15 protein-coding genes and 1 pseudogene are annotated in these 16,521 nt (G+C 42.4%); 7 read left to right on the top strand and 9 right to left on the bottom strand.

Annotated features, from left to right (window positions below; all coding sequences use genetic code 11):
* Window positions 1–8: 8 nt before the first annotated feature.
* Window positions 9–1,301 carry a hemolysin family protein gene (locus tag BN161_RS07555; protein WP_007214622.1) on the bottom strand — a complete coding sequence of 431 codons (1,293 nt, stop codon included), beginning with the start codon at window positions 1,299–1,301 and terminating at the stop codon, window positions 9–11.
* Window positions 1,302–1,399: 98 nt separating this feature from the next.
* On the opposite strand from BN161_RS07555, the gene BN161_RS07550 reads away from it, so the two are divergent.
* Window positions 1,400–2,218, top strand: coding sequence for an alpha/beta hydrolase (locus BN161_RS07550; protein WP_044264567.1), 819 nt, complete (start codon window positions 1,400–1,402; stop codon window positions 2,216–2,218).
* A 9-nt stretch (window positions 2,219–2,227) separates the two neighbouring features.
* Here BN161_RS07550 and BN161_RS07545 read toward each other — a convergent pair whose 3' ends face one another.
* Together BN161_RS07545 and BN161_RS07540 are read right to left on the bottom strand one after the other, a co-directional pair.
* Complete coding sequence (locus BN161_RS07545) at window positions 2,228–3,082, bottom strand: DUF4595 domain-containing protein (RefSeq protein ID WP_044264520.1); 855 nt, start codon at window positions 3,080–3,082, stop codon at window positions 2,228–2,230.
* Between the two features lie 6 nt (window positions 3,083–3,088).
* Window positions 3,089–4,435, bottom strand: coding sequence for a S41 family peptidase (locus BN161_RS07540; RefSeq protein WP_044264517.1), 1,347 nt, complete (start codon window positions 4,433–4,435; stop codon window positions 3,089–3,091).
* Between the two features lie 156 nt (window positions 4,436–4,591).
* On the opposite strand from BN161_RS07540, the gene BN161_RS07535 reads away from it, so the two are divergent.
* A complete protein-coding gene (locus tag BN161_RS07535; RefSeq protein WP_007217527.1) occupies window positions 4,592–5,878 on the top strand; it encodes an O-acetylhomoserine aminocarboxypropyltransferase/cysteine synthase family protein in 1,287 nt (428 codons plus the stop codon).
* A 413-nt stretch (window positions 5,879–6,291) separates the two neighbouring features.
* On the top strand, window positions 6,292–7,353 hold the full coding sequence (gene mnmA, locus BN161_RS07530) for a tRNA 2-thiouridine(34) synthase MnmA (protein WP_044264513.1): 1,062 nt from the start codon (window positions 6,292–6,294) through the stop codon (window positions 7,351–7,353).
* 9 nt (window positions 7,354–7,362) lie between these two features.
* Here the strand turns inward: mnmA and BN161_RS07525 are convergent, their stop codons facing one another.
* The 3 genes from BN161_RS07525 to nhaC form a co-directional block, all read right to left on the bottom strand.
* Complete coding sequence (locus BN161_RS07525) at window positions 7,363–8,022, bottom strand: LuxR C-terminal-related transcriptional regulator (RefSeq protein WP_044264511.1); 660 nt, start codon at window positions 8,020–8,022, stop codon at window positions 7,363–7,365.
* A 91-nt stretch (window positions 8,023–8,113) separates the two neighbouring features.
* Window positions 8,114–8,704, bottom strand: coding sequence for a DUF4251 domain-containing protein (locus BN161_RS07520; protein ID WP_007214615.1), 591 nt, complete (start codon window positions 8,702–8,704; stop codon window positions 8,114–8,116).
* A gap of 54 nt (window positions 8,705–8,758) precedes the next feature.
* Complete coding sequence (nhaC, locus tag BN161_RS07515; protein WP_125910771.1) at window positions 8,759–10,186, bottom strand: Na+/H+ antiporter NhaC; 1,428 nt, start codon at window positions 10,184–10,186, stop codon at window positions 8,759–8,761.
* Between the two features lie 168 nt (window positions 10,187–10,354).
* On the opposite strand from nhaC, the gene BN161_RS07510 reads away from it, so the two are divergent.
* Complete coding sequence (locus BN161_RS07510) at window positions 10,355–11,428, top strand: sugar kinase (RefSeq protein WP_044264507.1); 1,074 nt, start codon at window positions 10,355–10,357, stop codon at window positions 11,426–11,428.
* A 115-nt stretch (window positions 11,429–11,543) separates the two neighbouring features.
* Here the strand turns inward: BN161_RS07510 and BN161_RS07505 are convergent.
* Window positions 11,544–11,875 (bottom strand): annotated as a pseudogene (locus BN161_RS07505) (DUF3795 domain-containing protein).
* Between the two features lie 145 nt (window positions 11,876–12,020).
* Between BN161_RS07505 and BN161_RS07500 the strand changes: the two are divergent.
* From BN161_RS07500 to creD, 3 genes are read left to right on the top strand one after another with little or no spacing between them, the layout of a single operon-like run.
* Complete coding sequence (locus BN161_RS07500) at window positions 12,021–12,605, top strand: hypothetical protein (RefSeq protein ID WP_044264504.1); 585 nt, start codon at window positions 12,021–12,023, stop codon at window positions 12,603–12,605.
* Window positions 12,606–12,608: 3 nt separating this feature from the next.
* A complete protein-coding gene (locus BN161_RS07495) occupies window positions 12,609–12,905 on the top strand; it encodes a winged helix-turn-helix domain-containing protein (RefSeq protein ID WP_044264502.1) in 297 nt (98 codons plus the stop codon).
* A 59-nt stretch (window positions 12,906–12,964) separates the two neighbouring features.
* Window positions 12,965–14,350, top strand: a complete 1,386-nt coding sequence (creD, locus tag BN161_RS07490; protein ID WP_044264500.1) for a cell envelope integrity protein CreD — start codon at window positions 12,965–12,967, stop codon at window positions 14,348–14,350.
* Window positions 14,351–14,637: 287 nt separating this feature from the next.
* Here creD and BN161_RS07485 read toward each other — a convergent pair whose 3' ends face one another.
* Complete coding sequence (locus tag BN161_RS07485) at window positions 14,638–15,648, bottom strand: GGGtGRT protein (protein WP_044264497.1); 1,011 nt, start codon at window positions 15,646–15,648, stop codon at window positions 14,638–14,640.
* 19 nt (window positions 15,649–15,667) lie between these two features.
* Window positions 15,668–16,369: an iron-sulfur cluster assembly scaffold protein gene (locus tag BN161_RS07480; RefSeq protein WP_044264495.1), complete on the bottom strand. Its 702-nt coding sequence runs from the start codon at window positions 16,367–16,369 to the stop codon at window positions 15,668–15,670.
* Window positions 16,370–16,521: the final 152 nt, after the last annotated feature.

Here is a 16,521-nt window from a genome sequence, read left to right as displayed (position 1 = left end):
AATTCACACTATTCTTCCTCTTCTTTTTTGATAACGAGCAGTTTATCCACTCGTCCACGATCCATGTCCACAACTTCAAACTGTAGGTTCTTGTAGCTGAACAAGTCTCCTGCTTTAGGTACCCGCCCGATGAGGAACATGGCGAGACCGCTTAGTGTGGTAAAGTCTTCTTCTTTCAGATCATCATAGCTCAGGATACCCATCTCTTCCATAAAATCATCTACATTCATAGAAGCCTCAACGAGCATCGAGCCATCTTGCCGGGTGACGATATCTTCTTCTTCCATTTCGTTTTCTTCAAGGATGTCTCCGAAGATACTTTCCGTCAGATCGTGCAAGGTGATAATGCCTGCTGTATTACCATACTCGTCTACAACAACTCCGAACTTATTTTTGTTCTTCTTAAATAGCTCTAAAACTTTCTTGGCATATAAACTTTCCGGAATAAACAGGGGAGAGCGTGCGATACCGCGTAAATCGAAGGGGTGATCATTGCCTAACATCAGAATAATATCTTTGACGGACACTACTCCGATAATATCATCTTTTCCTTTTTCTACCAACAGGTATTTGCTGAAATGCTGTTCGCGGATGATGTGTAGTACCTCATCACGTGTGTATGTGGGATGTAGTACGACAAGGTCGCGACGGTAAGTCATCAATTCATTGGCCCGCTTATCAGAGAATCGGAATACGTCTCGTAACATTTCCGTTTCCTCCTTATCAATAACACCCTGTTCTGAACTTTGGTGCAGAATCATTTTTAATTCTTCCTGTGTCATGGGACGTTCTTCTCCATTGTTCAGGCCGATTAGTTTATTCACTATCTTGGTTGAGAAACTGAGTAAACAGACGAATGGATAAGACACTTTGGTCAGTAAAATCATGACCGGACTAAGCAGAGTTGCATATCGTTCCGGATTACTCAGTGCTATGGACTTGGGTACCAATTCACCGATGATGAGTGAAAGGTACGTAATGATTGCCACTGTTGTAATCATGGCAAGGTCTTTTGCGTAGGGAGCAACTCCAGGAATGGAGGCGAATAACGGTGCTACATTGTCGGCAATGGCTACACCACCGAAAGCACCGGATACAATACCGATAAGCGTGATACCAATTTGAATGGTAGAAAGAAATTTCTCGGGCTCTTCCAACTGTTTCAGTACTCCTTTGGCTCTTTTGTTTCCCTTGCCTGCGAGGGTTTCGAGTCGTGCTTTGCTGGATGACACCAACGCTATTTCATACATGGCAAAGACACCGTTCAGCACTAATAAAAATAGAATAATAATAAATTCCATATAGGTTATGAATAGTTTATATTGCAAAATTACTAATTTTTTGAATTTTATTACTAATATTGCTGCCTATTTATAGAGATTATTAAAGAATGAAAGACATGAAAAGAAAACAAATTTTATTTAGCGTTTTATTGCTGTTTTCAGTTGTTGCGACACAGGCGGCACGAGTAGATACCATTATGGTAAAAAGTCCATCCATGAATAAAGAAGTACAAGTGGTATATGTACTCCCTGATAAAGTATTGGGTGAGGAAGCTGAGGCTTGTCCGGTAGTTTATTTGTTGCACGGCTATGGTGGTAATGCACGTAGTTGGGTAGGATTGAAACCGGAGTTACCTAAGATTGCAGATGAAAAAGGAATTATCTTTGTATGTCCTGATGGTAAAAACAGTTGGTATTGGGATAGCCCTAAAAATCAGGCTTATCGTTATGAAACTTTTGTAGCTTCGGAACTGGTGAAATATACAGATAAAAACTATGCTACTATTCCGGAGAAAAAAGGACGAGCCATTACCGGATTGAGCATGGGTGGACATGGTGCTTTGTGGCTTGCAATCCGTCATAAAGATATATTTGGTGCAGGAGGAAGTACCAGTGGCGGAGTGGATATTCGTCCTTTTCCGAAGAATTGGGAGATGAGTAAACAACTCGGTGATTATGAGTCTGATAAGGCTTTGTGGGACCAGCATACTGTTATTACCCAGATTGATAAGATTACAGATGGTGATTTGGCATTAATTATCGATTGTGGCGAAAAAGATTTCTTCTTGGAAGTAAATAAAGCATTGCATAAAGCTTTATTGGAGAAGAATATCAGTCATGACTTTATCACTCGTCCTGGTGCGCATAACGGGCAATATTGGAATAACTCTATCGATTACCAAATTCTTTTCTTTGATAAATTCTTCAAGAAATAATATCTCAATTTATTCGATTGTATAATATACAGTACGCATGTAGTTGTGACCGTAGCTTTTGGTCACCTCATCACAGGAAGTAACGATACCTCGTCTGTCGAATTCATATTTATATGTCGTGCTTTCGTTGCTTCCACTGTTATCCTCTGGTCTGAGGTTAGTAATCAGAGTATTGTATGCATCTCCTAAAAACTTACCATAAATGGCAACCGAGTGGAATGAAAGGGGATATAGATCTGTCAGGAATAGGTACGGAATCTCTGAAGTGTTGGCTATTTCATTGCCGGTAGATGTGCTGGCTATGTAAGTTTGTTCGGACTTGTCAACCTGCTGGGTGATGCGTAGTGTTCTATAGCTACTATAATCTATGTTGATAGAAGAATAGGGCTTATTTCCGTCTAATGTTTCTGTTATATTTTTCAGGAAGTATTTTCCCTCTGTATTGATAAGATAATCGAAAGTATAAGAGCGTATTTTACCATCCATTTCTTGGCGCACGCAACTTATAGCATAGCCATTATCATCCAACGTGTAGGTCGAGATATTATTAATTTCATCTGTTACTACAGCCTGATGATCTCCATAAACAACATTTGTTGCATTTTCTATCTTAAACAATTCTCCTCCAGCTACGAAACTTTGTGTAGATGTAAAGTTACTCAATCGACCGGCACTATAATCGTAAGTCTGAGTAACAGTAACAGCAGGTGCACCTGGCTCTTCCTTGGCTTCCTTTAATTCTATTTTAGAGAAATGAGTTACAGGATATACCGGATTATTGGGTATATCTGAACCTTCGTTGTTATCACTACAAGCTGTCAATCCTCCTATGAATAGTAAAGCTATGAGAATATTCTTCTTCATTCTGGTTTATTTAATGATAAGACCATTGCGGAAATTGCGCTTTACTTTCACACTTTTCACTACTGTCATTTGAGTTTCGGGTTCTGGTTTAGGTTCAGGGAGTACGATACTACCATCGATGATACCTATTGCTGCACTGAACAAAGCCTCGTTAGGATTTCCTAATGGCAGTACTTTTGCAAAATCACTCAGTTCACTGACTGCATAATTAGGTGTGAAACCTTTGGTGTAGTCCGCCTCACCTTCTGAATTGAATACTTGGCATACAACAGGGCGAAGCACCCATAAGAATTGATCGCTGGGGAAACTTTCTGTTGCTACGGTTTCTCCCTTGGTTGTGGTGCCTATAGTTATTACTGTCATGTAAGGTCTCAAACAATTAATGAGCATTTCCGAAGCAGCGGCAGTTGTACTGCTTGTCAGAACATACACTTTCGATAGATTTAGGTTCACACCTCCTTGCAAAAGCTTGCTGTCGAGTGTGAGTTCGTGGTCTTTATATTTTCGCTTCTGGCTATATTCCAGTGAGGCGAAGGGACTGTTCAATTTGTCGGCAGGTGCTAAAATATCTGCCAGAAGTTGTACACACTCCATTTCTCCACCGGCATTGTAGCGCAAGTCAAGAACCAAATCTGTTATATCCTTATCTTTAAAGAACTGCGATAGTTGGAGCAGCTCACTATTATCTTCTTTGTTGAAGCTGTTATATGCCAAATAACCTACATTTATACTTCCACTAGGGTAAACATCGTAAGCAGGTATGGCGACGTCCTCTACGGGGCGGGCGGCAGGAAGAACTGCGTCACGGTAAGATTCAATCTTACTTTCATCTTCTCCTTCGTCATTGACAGCTGAAACATATTTTCCTAACAATAGTTTCTGATTTTCACCTTCAGTCAGTAGTTTCTCCGTTTTTTTGGTGATATAATCATCGTTGATTTGCATGATCCATTCGCCTCGTTTTAATCCGACTTCGGAAGCTGGAGATCCGGGAATGACGTATGTGATAAGTGCATTATAGGCGGTATCATTACCGCTTATCCGATATAGGGAATAGTCGAAGCCATAGCTCGGTGTGGGAGTGGCATACAATGTATCGACACTGGAGTAGTCTTTATCAAGTGATGATCTTATTGATTTTAAAAAAGCCTCCGGGGCGAGGAAATAATTCACGTTTTTTGAGTCGGGTATGTCTTCAAACCACAGATATTCTTCTCTCATGACGCTGTCTATCCATAGATCGCGTCCGGTCCATTTGTAATATTCCGGCCAACGGTCTACTCCACAAGAGAATAAGCTTGTCAATGCAAGGACTCCCAATAGTAGGAAAAGCTGTATATTCCTTCTTCTCATCTGTATCTATCGTTTGGTTTTCGTTGCAAATTTAGCGAATAGTTTGTTTATCTACCATAAATGTGGTATAAAATTCCCTATCTTGTGTCATTGCCCATGTCATAACATCACATTATCTTTGCACTCAATCAATTAATCCTAAAAAATACAAAGACAATGGAAACAAAGAAATTGCATTTCGAGACGCTTCAACTCCATGTAGGACAAGAACAACCCGACCCGGCTACTGATGCACGTGCCGTGCCCATTTATCAGACTACTTCGTATGTATTCCGCAACTCTGCCCATGCTGCAGCACGTTTTGGTTTGCAGGATCCGGGCAATATCTATGGCCGTTTGACTAATTCTACACAAGGTGTGTTCGAAGCACGTGTAGCTGCTTTAGAAGGTGGCGTTGCCGGATTGGCGGTTGCTTCGGGTGCTGCTGCCGTGACTTATGCTTTAGAGAATATTACTCGTGCCGGAGATCATATCGTATCGGCTAAAACCATCTATGGGGGTACGTATAATCTGTTGGAGCATACTCTGCCTGCCTACGGAGTGACTACTACTTTTGTAGACCCTGCTGATCTCTCGAACTTTGAGAAGGCTATACAGGAGAATACAAAGGCTGTATATATTGAAACTCTGGGTAACCCAAACTCCAACATTATTGATATTGAAGCTGTTGCTGAGATAGCACATCGTCATAAGATTCCATTGATCATTGATAATACATTTGGCACACCTTACCTGATACGGCCTATTGAGCATGGAGCAGACATCGTGGTACACTCCGCTACGAAGTTTATCGGTGGCCATGGCAGTTCCTTGGGGGGCGTGATTGTGGACGGCGGTAAGTTCGATTGGGCAGCTTCGGGCAAATTCCCTCAACTGACGGAACCGGAGCCTTGCTATCATGGCATACGTTTTACTGAAGCTGCGGGTGCTGCGGCTTACGTTACTCGAATTCGTGCTATCCTGCTTCGTGATACGGGCGCTACCATCAGTCCATTCAATGCTTTTATTTTATTGCAGGGACTGGAAACACTTTCCCTCCGTGTGGAACGTCATGTAGAGAATGCATTGAAGGTGGTTGATTTTTTGAAGAAACACCCTAAAGTGGCAGCGGTGAATCACCCGTCATTGCCGGAACATCCGGATCATGCATTGTATCAAAGATATTTTCCCAATGGTGCAAGTTCTATCTTTACTTTTGAAGTAAAGGGTGGGGTGAAAGAGGCACAGACATTTATTGATAACCTGCAAATATTCTCACTTCTGGCAAATGTAGCGGATGTTAAGTCGCTCGTTATCCATCCGGCTACCACTACACATTCGCAGTTGAATGAACAGGAGTTGGAAGAACAAGGCATTAAACCGGGAACGGTGCGTCTGTCTATCGGTACGGAGCATATTGCTGATTTGCTGGATGACTTGGCTCAGGCGTTGGATAAAATATAATTGGTTCATAACCCGTCAGAAATGCGTAAAACCAGAGCTAAGTCAGCCTCATGAAGGAATACGTAAGTCGCTGACTGGATGAATGGTTGGTGTTCCACCTTGCTCAGTCGTAGTGGAAGGTTCATTCAGTCGTTATGGGAAATGCTTTCTGTCGTTATGGGAAATAGGTTCAGTCGTTATGGGAATGTACCTCTGTTATTATGGGAGCATCCCCCGATGCGGACTTGGATGCGACTCACTAAATAAATATTTACCTCAAAACGGGATAGAAAGGAGGCAAAAGAGTGATAAGGCGGTAAGGTGATAGGGTGATAAAGTGGCTGCGCTATATATCACAGAGCGTTATCCCGCTATCACCTTATCACCTTATCACCTTACCACCTTATCACTCTTTGTTCAAAACCGCTACAAGAATGAATATATCTGTTTTATTATCAGGAGGTGTCGACAGTTCAGTTGTCGTACACCTTCTTTGTGAACAAGGGTATCGGCCGTCTCTATTTTATATAAAGATAGGAATGGAAGGCACCGATTATATGGATTGTTCTGCTGAAGAAGACTGGGAGATGGCTACGGCTGTTGCACACCGCTACGGATTGCCTTTGGAAATGGTCGATTTGCAGAAAGAATACTGGGAACAGGTTGCTGCTTATGCCATTGACAAAATCCGTCGTGGATTGACCCCTAATCCGGATGTGATGTGCAACCGCTTCATTAAATTCGGTCGCTTTGAGCAGAAGGTAGGCAAAGAGTTTGATTTTACCGCTACCGGGCATTATGCCACTACGGTCCATAAAGATGGTAAAGTATGGTTGGGGACAGCTGTCGATCCCGTAAAGGATCAGACAGATTTTCTTGCACAGATTGATTACCTGCAAGTATCTAAGCTAATGTTCCCCCTTGGCGGATTGATGAAACAGGAAGTGCGGGACATTGCCCGCAATGCAGGACTGCCTACTGCCCGTCGCCGTGACAGTCAGGGCATTTGCTTTCTGGGAAAGATCAACTACAATGACTTTGTTCGTCGTTTCCTTGGTGAACGGCAAGGGGATATTGTGGAATGGGAGACTGGAAAGAAAATCGGTACACACCGGGGATATTGGTTTCATACCATCGGGCAGCGCAAAGGATTGGGCTTAAGCGGTGGTCCTTGGTTTGTCATTCGGAAAGACATCGATGCAAATGTACTTTATGTCTCACGAGGATATGATACCCAATGGCAGTATGGGCGTGAATTCGTGATTCATGATTTTCATTTCATTACAGAAAACCCCTGGTTGGATAATCAGGAAGTCGATGTGACTTTTAAAATCCGCCACACACCGGAATTTATGAAAGGAAAACTGATACGGGAAGGGGAGATCTATCGTATTGTATCTTCTGAAAATTTGCAGGGTATTGCTCCCGGACAATTCGGTGTGGTATATGATGAAGCTTCCCGGATATGTATCGGCAGTGGGGAAATAGGTGTCTGAACAGTCTTTTTATATATAGTATTCCATTAAATCCACAATCCCTGCCTTCATGGCATATTTGGTAGCTTCGTGCGCATTATTCACTCCTAATTTACGGAATATGTTTTTGCGGTGGCTGTTTACCGTATGAAAGCTGAGGTTCTTCTCCGCCGCAATTTCCTTCGTAGTCTTTCCCAGAGCAATTTCTTTCAGTACACTCCGTTCGGCAGGTGTCAGTAAATCATCTTTCTGTGTGTGGCGTACGGGAGATGCATTGCTGCCCGACAGCAATAAATTACTGACATGATTACAAATAAAACGCTCTTTGCGCGAAGCACATTGCAATGCAGACAGTATTTCTTCTTTTGAATTGTCCTTCAGCACCACTCCGAAAGCCATACTGCTGAACAATACCTGCCGTAGAAACTCCATGCTCAATTCATCAGAGAAAAGGAGCCAGTCCGCTTCTTTAAAACGCTCATGCAGCACAATTAACTCGTCCGCACCTGAGAAGTCAAATAACGTATAGTCCAGTATCACTACTGCTTGCGGATGCAGGCGCAGTTGCTGAACCAGTTCAGTTTTGTTATCTGCTTCCAGTAACAGGGCTGTGTCCTTCTGGCTACTGAGCAGAAACATCATACCTGCTTTGGTGATGTCCTGATTGTCTGCGATGATAAATTCTCTCATATTTGGATGCAAAAATATAAAAACTCCGCTGCAAATGTACACATTTCTGGCAATTTGCAGCGGAGTGGAAATATATATATTGTAAAGGGCTTTACCAAGAGCGTCCTTTAAAGATGCTGGATTGGCTTAATGGAACGAGATTACCAGTCAGCGTCATTGTATTGGAGTTGAAGTTCGGGCTGATGGTTACGGTAGCATTGTTTCCACCGTTAGTCAGCGAAATGAAAATCTGTGCAGAGATACCGATACCCTGAATGCTGAACTGGCAGTTAACGTTACCTTTCTTGTCAGTTGTAATCTGCATATCCGAGGTAGAACCATCTACAGTTACACCACCGATACCGTTAGGGCCGGGATATACCGTGTTGAATGCTACCTGTACGGTACCACGTCCTTGATTTACCAGTACGAAGTTGGTGTTGGAGTTAACGAAAGCTGTCTGTCCGTTACGGAACATCACCTGGTCGGCTTCCAGTACGAATTGGTGGGCTTTCAATGCGGCTACGGCGTCATCATACGATACTGCGTCGGCTACTTGTTCTTCAGCTTTCAGGCGGGCGCGTTCAGCGTCTCTTTGAGCCTTACGGTCTGCGCGGCGTTCCGCTCTACTTTCTTGTGCATACATGGCGGTTGTTGCCGCACTCATCATCACTAATGCTACTAATGCAATAAACTTTTTCATAATTCTTTAATGTTTAGGTTTTACGATTCTTGTTCGTTTATTGCAAAACAACCTTTATCCGGGATTGTTCACGGGACGCTTCACAATTTTATATCCGATGGCCGCGACGAGGATGCTCATTAATGGACTGATAATGTTGAAAAAGCAATAAGGAAGATAGGTCAGCGTAGATACGTTCAATATCGTTGCCTGCGTCATTCCGCAGGTATTCCATGGTATCAGAGGGGAGGTCACGGTAACAGCATCTTCCGTAGTACGGCTCAATAATCGGTTCTCATATCCTTTTTTCTCATAAATATTGCGAAACATGTTTCCGGTGAGGATAATACTGATGTATTGGTCGGCGGTAGTCAGATTGAGAAACAGTCCGGAACAAACAGTAGATGCTACAACGCTGACTCTTCCTTTCATGAAACGTACAAAGACTGAAGTTATACTACCCAGCATACCGCTTGCTGTCATGGCACCTCCGAAACACATGGCACAAAGAATCAACCAGACTGTATTCATCATGCCAGCCATGCCACGTGTAGACACAAGGTCGGTCAGCATACTGTTGCCGGTATCCAGACCGGTGCTTCCGTAGAATGTCATCATCGCCCCTTTGAAGATGTTATTTTCTCCTGCAATTTCACGTAGCAAATCCGGTTGGAAGATGATGGCGCAAATACCTGCCAGCATCGTGGATATGAACAAGGTAATGATGGACGGAACTTTTCGCGCAATAAGTATTCCGGTTACTAAGGGAACAATCAGTAACCAGGGAGTGATTGTGAAGGTATCTTTCAGCGATGTGGCAAAGTCCTCCATGTGCACGGTAGAGTTTGTTTCGATGACGAATCCCATTACTGTAAAGATGATCAGTGTGATAATCAACGATGGAGTGGTTGTAATTAACATATAGTGTATATGCCGGAACAAGGGCACGTCTGTTATGGAGGAAGCAAGTATCGTAGTATCCGACAGCGGGGAGATTTTATCACCGAAATATGCTCCGGAGATAATGGCTCCTGCTATCCAGCCTTCGTTGAACCCTTGTGCTTTGCCAATCCCCATCAGGGCGATACCGATAGTGGCGATTGTTGTCCACGAGCTGCCTGTCATAACAGAGATTAATGCGCAGATGATGCAGGTTGATGCCAGGAAAAAATCAGGATGAATAATTTGCATGCCATAGTATATAAGAGTAGGGACGATGCCGCTTATCATCCATGCACCACTCAATGCACCTATTATCAGCAAGATAATAATTGCTGTAGCAACTCCGGAAATATTATTTGTAATAGCGAGTTCGTAATCTTTCCAGGGGACATAGTAGAATGCTATACCAATGAATACGCAAAAAGCAGTAGTGGTCAGCAGGGAAATCTGGCTACCCCCTTCCAGTGCATCACTTCCGAATGTATGTATGGTGGCGAATAACATTCCTACCAACAACACGATGGGCAGGAGGGAAACTAAAGGAGAGGGAATTTTTTTCAATGAACTCATTTTGTTTGTTATATCAGTTAAAACTTTGCAAAGTTACAACAAATCTGATGATTATGCTTTATCCCTGCTTTTCTGCCAATAAATATTATTATATCTTTGCGTTTGCTTGGAATAAAAATACAACTTTGGTGTTTAGTTAATCTTTATTATTGACATCGTATGAACAAGAAACAAATTGCCACAAATAAGAGAGTAGTCACCTTTGGTGAAGTAATGCTGAGGCTTACTGCTCCTGATTTCCTACGTTTTTCACAAACTAATCAAATGATAGCCACTTACGGTGGCAGTGAAGCTAATGTGGCCGTTTCGTTGGCTAACTTTGGTATTCCTACAGAATTCGTAACCCGCCTGCCGGACAATGCTGTGGCACGTGCCTGCATAGCTTCGCTCCGTGCTAACGGTTTAGGTACGGAAGGCATTGTCTTTGGTGGTAAGCGCATGGGACTTTATTTTTTGGAAAGTGGTGCGGCATTCCGTAATTCTAATGTGGTTTACGATCGTGAAGGCTCTTCTTTTGCTACTTTGCGTCCGGGCATGATTGATTGGGAAAAGATATTCTCTGATGCCGGTTGGTTTCATTGGTCGGGTATTGCTGCTGCTTTGTCACAAGATGGTGCCGATGCATGCCGTGAGGCTCTTGAAATAGCTGACCGTATGGGGTTGACTATCTCCTGTGATCTGAATTTCCGTAAGAAACTTTGGAACTATGGGAGTTCTGCTGCCGAAGTCATGCAACCTTTGGTGCAATACAGTGATGTCATTTTCGGTGCCGAACCGGAATATAAAGAGATACTTGGCATACAGCCTGTCGGTTTCAAAGCCGTAGATGCCGCGGACACTACGTTTGAAGCAAACCTTCCTGCCTTTGAAGAGTTCGGTCGTCGGGTAGCGGAGCTTGTCCCTCGTTGCCGGAAGGCATTTCTGGAACTTCGTAATTCCATTACTTCCAATCATAATCTACTGGCTGCCGTTCTCTATTCTGATTGCACATTGAAGCATACAGGTATTTATGATATCGAATGCGAAGTGGACCGTGTGGGTGCCGGTGATGCTTTTGTCGGTGGCATGATTTATGGTCTCATAACGTATCCGGATAATGATCAGAAAGCATTGGAATATGCTCTGGCAGCCTCTGCATTAAAGAATACCGTATACGGTGACTTTAATCATGTGACGGTGGAGGAAGTGGAGAGCCTGATGCAGGGAAATACATCCGGGAGGGTATCACGATAAGATAGTATCTGATTGAAATAAGGGAAAAGAAACAGCATAAAGAGAGTCTCAAATGCTGTTTCTTTATTTTAAAGATAAGGGAACAATAATGTGCAGGTCGTAAAGCTGACGAATGTTATAGAAGATTTTCTTTAGCACTGGGAGTATGCTGAAAAATAGGACCCACTATCTGGCAGTTATCCAATTCTTTACAGTCACCACAGGTGTTAAATCCTTTTTCGTTTACGCATTTGCGGATTGTGCACATATCGCTGCAATACATAGTTTTCACTCCATCCATACGACAACCCATGCAATTAATGGTATCTGCCGTAATCTCCGGTATATTGTTCAGCTTACTCCACAGTTGGGCTGTTTTTCTCTTAACTCATTGTCATCTCTGACAGTAGCTATGCGGGCATCGCAACTTTCGCAATCTAATCCGCAACAAGCAATTAATTGTTTCATCATTAGGCTATACTGTTGATATTTGGTTGATTGCAAATATAGTGATTCTTATGCGGATTAATCTTATTGAATACATTTTTCTCGATATTCTTTGCTCCTTTCATTTTTTATATTTTACTTTGCGTCACAAAGTACTTTTTTATATATGGATAAGAATAAAGCAATAGAATCAGTAAATGAGATAAAAGAATTGATGGAAAGATCTTCCAAGTTCGTATCTCTCAGTGGAATGACGGCTGTCTTGGCCGGAGTGTATGCATTAGCCGGTGCTTATGTGGCCGGTCAGTTATTAAGATCAGGAGATAATAGGGAAGGACTAATAATGGTTGCTTCACTGGTTTTGACTGTTTCAGTTGTTACCGCCTGTATCTTATCCTGGTATAAGGCCAGGAAGATACAACAAAAGCTACTCAGTAAACTAACCTATCGTATTGCATGGAATTTTTCATTGCCGTTGTTGACAGGAGGGTTGTTCTGTATAGCCTTATTGCTACATGAACATTACGGACTGGTATCCTCTGTGATGTTACTTTTCTATGGACTTTCTTTGGTCAATGTGTCTAAGTTCACTTACTCCAATGTAGCATGGTTAGGATATGCTTTTCTTTCTCTGGGCATTGCAGACTGTTTTTTTGAAGGACATGGCTTGATGTTTTGGACAATTGGTTTTGGTGGATTCCATATTTTGTATGGCATGTTGTTTTATTTACAGTACGAAAGAAAAAAATAATAGATGATAGAAGCATTTCAAAATATAAATAAGGCATTTGAAAGTAAAGTTCGTCTGGGTATTATGGCAGTTCTCATGGTAAATGAAGATGTCGATTTCAATACTTTGAAGGAATTACTTTCACTGACGGACGGTAACCTGGCGAGCCATACAAGGGCTTTGGAAGAGTTGGGTTATATAGTTTGCCAGAAGAGCTTTGTGGGTAGGAAGCCGAAAACATCTTTCCAAGCCACTAAGGAGGGGAAGAAAGCTTTCAAAACTCACATAGAAGCATTGGAGAATTTTCTGAAATCAACGTAGATGTTTGGCTTCACACAAAACCGGACAATACTAAATATCTTACTTAATACTATTCTATTATGGACAATTTGAATGACAATTTGAACGAAGATTTCAATGGAGATCTTGCAGAGAATCTGAATGAAACAAAGAGACAGGCAAGCGGCTGTCTACGCCGTTTCTCCAAATCGATTAAAGTGGTAGTTATCGCTTTTCTAATTTTATTGCTGTTGATCCCGATGTTTATGATTGGAGATATGATTAGGGAACGTGGGCAGATACAGACGGATGCTATTGAGGAAGTCGGCCAAAAGTGGAGTTTGGCACAGACTATTACAGGCCCTTATATTAACTTGCAATATCCCATTACTCAGGAAGATAATGGAGTAAAGAAGGTTACTATGGGGAGTATAACATTACTTCCTGATGAATTATCAATAGACGGACAGTTGAGTACAGAAATTCTTCAGAGAGGAATTTATAAGGTAAATGTCTATCAGTCCGAATTGCTGATCAAGGGATTCTTTAGTTCGGAAGAGCTCTGTAAGAGTAATGTCGACATGGATGTGCTTCAGTACAACAGAGCAGCTGTTTGCTTGAACCTGACAGATATGCGTGGTCTCAGTGAACAGGTCAGCATTACACTGAATGATTCTGTCTATACGTTTGAGTCGGGAATGGATGGACGAGGTATTGAAAGTATGGGTGTTCATGCCATTGTCGACCTTTCCGCTCTGAAAGACGATCGGAAGTTACCCTATGAAATGAAGATAAAGCTGAAAGGATCTCAATCCATTTATTTTACTCCCTTGGGTAAAACTACGAAAGTTGCCCTGAAAGCAAACTGGAATACTCCAAGTTTTGATGGTAATTATCTGCCGGAGAAGCGGGAGATTACCGAGAAAGACTTCTCTGCGCAATGGCAAGTGCTGAACCTGAACAGAAATTATCCGCAAGTGTTTATAAATTATCAGAATGCCAGTACCAAAGATATTCAGAACTCTAACTTCGGAGTTAATCTGAAAATGCCGGTAGAACAGTACCAGCAGTCCATGCGTTCCACTAAGTATGCTATCCTGATTATTTTGCTGACCTTTACGGTGATATTCTTCACGGAGATAATGGAGAAAACCCGTATTCATGCTTTGCAATATCTGTTAGTCGGTTTGGCGCTTTGTCTGTTCTATAGTTTGTTGTTGTCCATGTCCGAGCATATAGGTTTCAGCATGGCATATCTGGTGGCATCAGTGCTGACGATTGTGCTGGTAGGAGGGTATATGCTGGGAATTATTAAAAGAAAGAAACCTGCGTTTATTATGGCAGGATTGCTCAGTGTGCTCTATATTTATGTTTTCATTCTTATACAGTTGGAGACTTTTGCACTGCTTGCCGGTAGTCTTGGTCTGTTTGTGATACTGGCTATGGTGATGTACTTCTCTAAAAAGATTGATTGGTTTAATGAATAAGCTATTCCAGAGATTCTAATGGAGTTAAGGCCGTAACCTTATTTGTGTGTCATTGTCAACTGCGGAACTTGAGCCTGATGAAAGCTGAATTTGTTGTTAAATTTCGATGCGCTTTCGGTAGATTGATAGCTGTTGAATAAAATTGTTAATTATTCTATGTGATAAGCATTGTTTGTGTGGAGCTATACCTTTTGCCACAAAGGGTGTCGTCTATGTCAGATTACCATAAACAAAAACTCCTGCAATCGTAACGATTACAGGAGTTTATCTATATAAAGTAACTTATATTACTTGTTCAAAGCCTGAGCTACGTCTACCGCGCAAGCCACAGTACATCCTACCATCGGGTTGTTACCGATACCCAGGAAGCCCATCATTTCTACGTGAGCAGGAACTGATGAAGAACCAGCGAACTGAGCGTCGGAGTGCATACGACCCATTGTGTCGGTCATGCCATAAGAAGCCGGACCGGCTGCCATGTTATCCGGGTGAAGAGTACGGCCTGTACCACCACCGGAAGCAACTGAGAAATAAGGCTTACCAGCAAGCATACGCTCTTTCTTGTAAGTACCGGCAACCGGGTGTTGGAAACGAGTCGGGTTAGTTGAGTTACCAGTGATAGAAACGTCTACGCCTTCTTTCCACATAACGGCTACACCTTCACGAACGTCGTCGCAACCATAGCATTTTACTTTGGCGCGTTCGCCGTCAGAGTAAGCGATTTCGCGAACAACTTTCAGTTCAGAAGTATAGTAGTCGAATTGAGTTTGTACATAAGTAAAGCCATTGATACGAGAGATGATCTGTGCAGCATCCTTACCCAAACCGTTCAGGATACAACGCAGAGGTTCTTTACGTACTTTGTCAGCTTTAGCGGCAATTTTGATAGCACCTTCTGCAGCAGCAAATGACTCGTGACCCGCCAAGAAAGCAAAACACTTAGTCTCTTCGCGCAACAACATAGCTGCCAGGTTACCATGACCGATACCAACCTTACGGTCGTCGGCTACAGAACCGGGGATACAGAAAGCTTGCAGACCGATACCGATAGCTTCGGCAGCGTCAGCAGCATTCTTGCAACCTTTCTTCAATGCAATAGCAGCACCCACTACGTAAGCCCACTTTGCATTTTCAAAACAGATCGGCTGAGTTTCTTCACACGTTTTATAAGGATCAAGTCCGGCAGCGTCGCAGATTGCGTTAGCTTCCTCGATGTCTTTGATGCCGTTAGCGTTCAAGGCAGCAATGATACCTTTGATACGACGGTCTTGACTTTCAAATTTTACTTCTCTAATCATAATTTCTTTCCTCCTTATATTATTCGTGACGTGGATCAATATGTTTAACTGCTCCCTGCTCAGGTGTTACGCGACCGTAAGTACCGGTAACCTTCTTCAATGCTTCGTTAGCATCTGTACCCTTCTTGATTTCATCCATGAATTTGCCCATGTGAACGAATTCGTATCCGCAGATCTCGTCATTCTTATCCAAGAAGATATTCTTGATGTAACCTTCGGCCATTTCCAGGTAACGAGGGCCTTTTGCCAAAGTACCGTACAATGTACCTACCTGGCTACGCAGACCTTTACCCAAGTCTTCCAAACCTGCACCGATAATCAAACCACCTTCAGAGAAAGCAGACTGAGTACGTCCGTAAACGATTTGCAGGAAAAGTTCGCGCATTGCTGTATTGATAGCGTCGCAAACAAGGTCAGTATTCAATGCTTCGAGTACTGTCTTGCCCGGAAGGATTTCAGCGGCCATAGCAGCTGAGTGAGTCATACCGGAGCAGCCGATTGTTTCAACCAATGCTTCCTGAATGATACCTTCTTTTACGTTCAAAGTCAGTTTACAAGCACCTTGTTGAGGAGCACACCAACCTATACCATGTGTTAAACCTGAAATATCAACTATTTCTTTTGATTTTACCCATTTGCCTTCTTCGGGTATGGGAGCCGGTCCGTGGTTAGGACCCTTCTTTACAACACACATGTGTTCCACTTCGTGTGAATAAGTCATAATTAGCTCTTTTTTTAAGTTATATAAATTAAAAAACGTAATCTACTTTCTAAAATCGCTCGCAAAGTTACTCCTTTTCTTTATTTATGCAAATCGAGTTATCTGACTTTTTTTATAAAAATAAATAATAAGAGACAGTGTTCCTGTGTATT

This window comes from Bacteroides timonensis, from assembly GCF_000513195.1.
In the GTDB taxonomy this organism is placed as follows: domain Bacteria; phylum Bacteroidota; class Bacteroidia; order Bacteroidales; family Bacteroidaceae; genus Bacteroides; species Bacteroides timonensis.
This window is presented reverse-complemented; position numbering and strand designations above follow the sequence as displayed.